The following is a 5,240-nucleotide window of genomic DNA, read 5'->3' as shown; positions in this document are numbered from 1 at the left end:
GGTAGGCAGCGTTGAGAACAAGACCCTCACTGTGAACAACGGGCGGGTAACCGCGGCCAAAACGTTCATCTGCACCGAAGGGTATTCCGGGGAGCTGCTGGGCAGCAGGACACTGATACCGATCAATTCCTCGATGATCGTAACCAAGCCACTCTCGGAGGAGGCGTGGCAGCAGATCGGCTGGAACGGGCTGCAGTGCCTCAGCGACTCCGCACACACCTTCATCTACGCCCAGCGGACAGCGGACGGCCGTATCACCATGGGCGGCCGGGGCATGCCCTACCGCTTTGGCTCCGGCACAGGAGGCGATGGTTCAACACCACAGTCCACGATTGACCTGATCTCCACCAAGCTCCGCTCCTTCTTCCCCGGTATCCCCTTCGAAGTGGACCATGCCTGGTCCGGAGTCCTCGGGGTTACCCGTGACTGGAACGGCGGCGTGCACTGGGACCAGGCATCCGGAATCGGATCTTCCACCGGCTACGCCGGACACGGCGTCACGGCAGCCTATGTCGGCGGCCGAACCCTCGTGGAACTCGCCTTCGAACAAAAAACAGAACGCACGGCACTTCCCTGGGTTGGCTACCGCGCACGGAAGTGGGAACCCGAACCCATCCGCTGGCTCGGTGTCCACGGCATGTACCGGCTCTTCGGCATCGCCGACCAATGGGAAGAACGCAGGGACTCCACCAAAACCTCACTCCTGGCCAAATTCGGCAGCAGACTCGCCGGACTTCACGAATAGTCCGTCAACCAAAACCTGCACCTGAACCCCCTTGAAGGGAAGCACCATGAAGACCATCAACAAAGTCCAGACCGCGGCTGCGGGGCTTGCTGTCCTGCTGTCCCTGAGTGCCTGTGGCGGCGCTGCCACCGGCACCCAGGGAGCGGACATTCCCAAGACGCAGAACACTCGTGACGTCTCCGAGGGTGTCGAGCCGGATGCGGCCGCGGTGGCGCTGCTGCCGGAGTCCTACAAGGCCAAGGGAGAAATCACGGTGGCGATGGATTTGAGCTCCCCGCCGATGACGTTCCTGGCCGAGGACAACACCACCCCGATTGGCGTGAACCCGGACCTCGCCCGCCTGGTGGCGAAAAAGCTGGGCCTAAAGCTGAAGTTCGAAAACACGGCGTTTGACACGATCATTCCCGGTATCGACGGCGGCCGCTACGACTTCACCGCCACCACCATGTCCGCCACCGAAGAGCGGCTGAAGGTCCTGGACATGATCAACTACATTAAGGGCGGCTCGGCCATTGCGGTGCCCCACGGCAACCCGAACAATCTGGCCAACGACGCGCTCTGTGGCAAGAACATCGGCGTGACCAAGGGCTCCACCCAGCAGCTCAAGCACCTGCCGAACGTCTCGAAGTGGACCTGTGAGGAAAAGGGCCAGCCGGCCATCAACGGCGTGACGCTGCCCAACGTCCAGGAGGCCCTGACGCAGCTGGACTCCAAGCGGATCGACGGCGTTTTCTATGACGCCAGTGGCCTGGCCTGGGCCGCAGAGCAGCAGCCCAACCACTTCACCGTCCTGGAGCCGAGGATGGATACCCGCACGAACACCAACGTCGCCATGGGGGTCAAGAAGGGCTCCCCGTTGACGCCGGCCCTGCAGAAGGCCATCCAGTCCGTTCTGGAAACCCCGGAATACAAGGAGTCCCTGGAGTACTGGGGCCTGGGCGAATCAGCCATCACCGAAGCCACAATCCGCTAAGGGGAAGTCCATGCAGGAAACAACCATCGAAAGAAACGAAACCCCCATGAGTGGGAAAGAGTCGCATCTGAAGCCACGGCTCCGGCGGCGCAGCACTTTTGAGTATGTCGCCTGGGTGGTGTGCAGCCTGATCGGCATCGGCATCCTGCTCTCGGTGTCGACCAACCCCAACTTCAGGTGGGGTGTTGTCGCCCAGTACTTCACGCATGAATCGATCCTGCGTGGGCTGATGCTCACGATCTTCCTGACGCTTGCCAGCATGGCCCTGGGAACGCTCCTGGGGCTGGGGCTGGCGATCATGCGGTCCTCGAGCATCAAACCGGTTGCGGCCACGGCCAGTGTTTACATCACGATTTTCCGTGGCACCCCGGTCCTGGTGCAGCTGATCTTCTGGTTCAATGTCGCGGCGCTGTACCCGGACCTGTTCATCGGGATTCCGTTTACGGACATCGGCACCGCGATCGATGTGAACGCCCTGATGGCGCCGATCACCGCGGCCCTGGTCGGCCTGACGCTGAACGAGGCCGCGTACATGGCCGAGATCATCCGCGGCGGGTTCTCCTCGGTCGGCAAGGGCCAGATCGAGGCCGCCGACTCGCTGGGCATGAGCGGGGCGATGAAGATGCGCAAGGTCATCATCCCGCAGGCGATGCCCTCGATCATCCCGGCGACCGGCAACCAGGTCATCGGCATGTTCAAGGGAACCTCCCTGGTCAGCGTGCTGGGCGTGGCCGAGCTGCTCCAAAGCGCCCAGCTCATCTACGCCCGCACCTACGAGACCATCCCGCTGCTGATCGTCGCCAGCCTCTGGTACCTGGTGATGACCCTGCTGCTGAGCTACCCGCAGTCCAAGCTCGAACAGAAATACTCCCGCGCAACCTCACGGCTTCCCCGGAAGGCGAAAAAAGCTGTGCTGACCGAACCGGAAGGGACCCTGCGATGAGCAACGACGGCACCATTCACGCCCGCGGAATCCGAAAGTCCTTCGGACACAAAACGGTCCTGAAGGACATCAACCTGGACATCGCCAGCGGCGAGATCTGCTGCATCATCGGCCCCAGCGGCTCCGGCAAGTCCACCGTCCTGCGCTGCATCAACGGCCTGGAGACCGTGGACTCCGGGGTTCTGAAGGTCAACGGCGAGGACTTCGGCTACTACGAGACTGCGCACGCCTACCACGCGCACAGTCCCAAGAAACTGGCTGAGCAGCGGACCAGGGTCGGCATGGTCTTCCAGTCGTTCAACCTCTTCCCGAACATGACCGCCCTGGAGAACGTCATGTCCGGGCCGGTGCTGGTCAAGGGCGCCGACAAGAAAAAGTCGGCCAAGCGGGCACAGGAGCTGTTGGCCAGCGTAGGCCTGGCCGGGTTCGGTGACTACTACCCAGCCCAGCTATCCGGGGGGCAGCAGCAGCGCGTCGCGATCGCCCGGTCCCTGGCGATGGACCCCGAGATCATCCTGTTCGATGAGCCCACCTCCGCGCTGGACCCCGAAAAGGTCGGCGAGGTCCTGGCCGTCATGAAGCAGCTGGCGAAGAAGGGCATGACCATGGTGGTGGTCACCCACGAAATGGGCTTCGCCCGTGAAGTCGCCGACTCGCTGATCTTCATGGATGACGGCTACGTCGTCGAACGCGGCGACGCCCGGGAAATCCTGTCCAACCCCAAGGAACCCCGCACGCAGGCCTTCCTGGAAATGGTGCTCTAGGCATGGACGGAAAACTCGCAGTCATCGGGCTGGGCAGCATCGGAAGCATGGCCCTGTGGCAGGCCTCCCGCCTGTCCGACTCAGTGGTCGGGTTCGAAGCCGCGTCCCCCGCCCACGGCCGCAGTGCCGTGGGCGGGGACACCCGGCTGTTCCGCATGATCTACCGCGGCAACCCGGCCTACTACCCCATCCTGGAGCGCTCCCGCAGCCTTTGGGCCGAGCTCGAAGCCGAAACCGGCCAGGACATCCTGACCCGCACCGGCGGACTGTCGATCGGCACCGCCGACGGCCCCTACCTCTCGGCCCTGCTGGAAACCACCCGGGCCAACGGCGCCGAGCACGAAATCCTCAGCCACGAGGCCATGGCCGAACGCTACCCCCAGCACAACCTCCGGCCCGACGACATCGCCGTCTACGACCCCAACGCCGGTGCCCTGCGCACCGACCGCGCCGTCACGGCTGCCGTCGCAGCGGCGGAGGCCAACGGGGCAACAGTCCACACGAACACCCCGATCGACAGCATCGAGGAAACGGACGACGGCGTCGTTATCACCTCCGGGGAGAAGTCCTGGACGTTCGAGAACGTCATCGTCTCCTCCGGCGGCTGGTCCCAGCGGCTCATGCCCGACTACCTCAAGGCAGCAACTCAGACCAAGCGGCTCATCCTGACCTGGTTCGTTGCCAAAAACGCATCAGAGTTCTCGCCGGAGAAGTTCCCCGTCTTCAGCCGGGTCCACGAGGGCCGCGCCATGTACGGCGCTCCCGCCGTCGACGGCGCCACAGTCAAGGCAACCCTTGACGGCCGCGGCAGACCAACACCGGACCCGGACGCCGTGCCCAGGGAACTGACCCCCGCCGAAATCACCGAGACGACCGAAACCGTCGCCGAGTTCCTCCCCGGCCTCATCCCCACCATCGTCCGCTCCGACACCTTCCCCGAGCTCTACACCAAGGACGGCAACCCCATCCTTGGCCGGTTCAGCGAAGGCAGCAGGCTCTACTGCGCCACAGGCTTCTCCGGCGGCGGCTTCAAAAATGCCACCGGTTTTGGCGAAATCGCGGCCCACGAGGCCCTCGGCAAGCAAACCTACGAGGGCCTGGGCTTCATACGCCCGGAACGGTTCAGGACGAGCTAAACCCATCTGTCAGCAATAGAACAAGCTATGAAGCCATCCTTGCACCCACCACTGAAAGCGTGACATGAGCACTTCATTTGACCCCAGCACCCTTCACACCGACCTGTTCATCGACGGTGGCTGGCAAAAGGCCGCCAATGGCGCCACTTTCCCCGTTGAAAACCCGGCCACAAATGAAATCATTGCCCACGTCGCCGACGGCGGGCCCGACGATGCAGCCCTGGCCATCGAGGCTGCCGGCCGGGCCCAGGTGCAGTGGGCGAAGTCCACTCCGCGTGAGCGGGCGGACATCCTGCGCCGGGCCTACGACCTGGTCCTCGCCAACACCGACCACATCGCCGCGATCATGACCGCGGAGATGGGCAAGCCGCTGGCCGAGGCCAAGGGCGAGGTGGCCTACGGCGCCGAAATGCTCCGCTGGTTCTCCGAAGAGGCCGTCCGCATCGGCGGGGACCACACCACCTCCCTTGACGGCAACACCCGCATCCTGATCACCAGGGAACCTGTCGGTCCCTGCGTGCTGGTCACGCCGTGGAACTTCCCGCTGGCCATGGGCGCCCGCAAGATCGCCCCGGCCGTGGCCGCCGGCTGCACCATGGTCTTCAAGCCCGCGGCACTGACACCGCTGACCTCCCTGGCCCTGGTGGACATCTTCCGGCAGGCCGGCCTTCCCGACGGT

The 5,240-nt window shown here is 64.1% G+C and carries 6 protein-coding genes; all 6 read left to right on the top strand.

The features are described from left to right. A partial coding sequence (locus AC6CH3_RS23155) for an NAD(P)/FAD-dependent oxidoreductase (protein ID WP_498134666.1) occupies positions 1-745 on the top strand: 745 nt, incomplete at its 5' end. A 46-nt stretch (positions 746-791) separates the two neighbouring features. Beyond that, the gene (locus AC6CH3_RS23150; RefSeq protein WP_498134665.1) at positions 792-1,718 is read left to right on the top strand and encodes an ABC transporter substrate-binding protein; all 927 of its coding nucleotides are present in this window, start codon (positions 792-794) and stop codon (positions 1,716-1,718) included. Between the two features lie 10 nt (positions 1,719-1,728). Beyond that, entirely contained in the window at positions 1,729-2,661 is a 933-nt protein-coding gene (locus tag AC6CH3_RS23145; protein WP_498134664.1) for an amino acid ABC transporter permease, read from the top strand. Further along, positions 2,658-3,425 (top strand): amino acid ABC transporter ATP-binding protein, encoded by a 768-nt coding sequence (locus tag AC6CH3_RS23140; RefSeq protein ID WP_498134663.1) that lies wholly within the window; start codon positions 2,658-2,660, stop codon positions 3,423-3,425. The genes AC6CH3_RS23145 and AC6CH3_RS23140 overlap by 4 nt, the downstream gene beginning before the upstream one ends. Before the next feature lie 2 nt (positions 3,426-3,427). Continuing rightward, positions 3,428-4,561, top strand: a complete 1,134-nt coding sequence (gene solA / locus AC6CH3_RS23135; protein WP_498134662.1) for an N-methyl-L-tryptophan oxidase — start codon at positions 3,428-3,430, stop codon at positions 4,559-4,561. Between the two features lie 64 nt (positions 4,562-4,625). Further along, positions 4,626-5,240 (top strand): aldehyde dehydrogenase family protein (locus tag AC6CH3_RS23130; RefSeq protein ID WP_498134661.1); only part of this gene is annotated, 615 nt, incomplete at its 3' end.

This window comes from Arthrobacter sp. GQ119, assembly GCF_059759125.1.
Note: the sequence above shows the minus strand (reverse complement) of the source record. Positions and strands in the feature narration are given on the sequence as shown.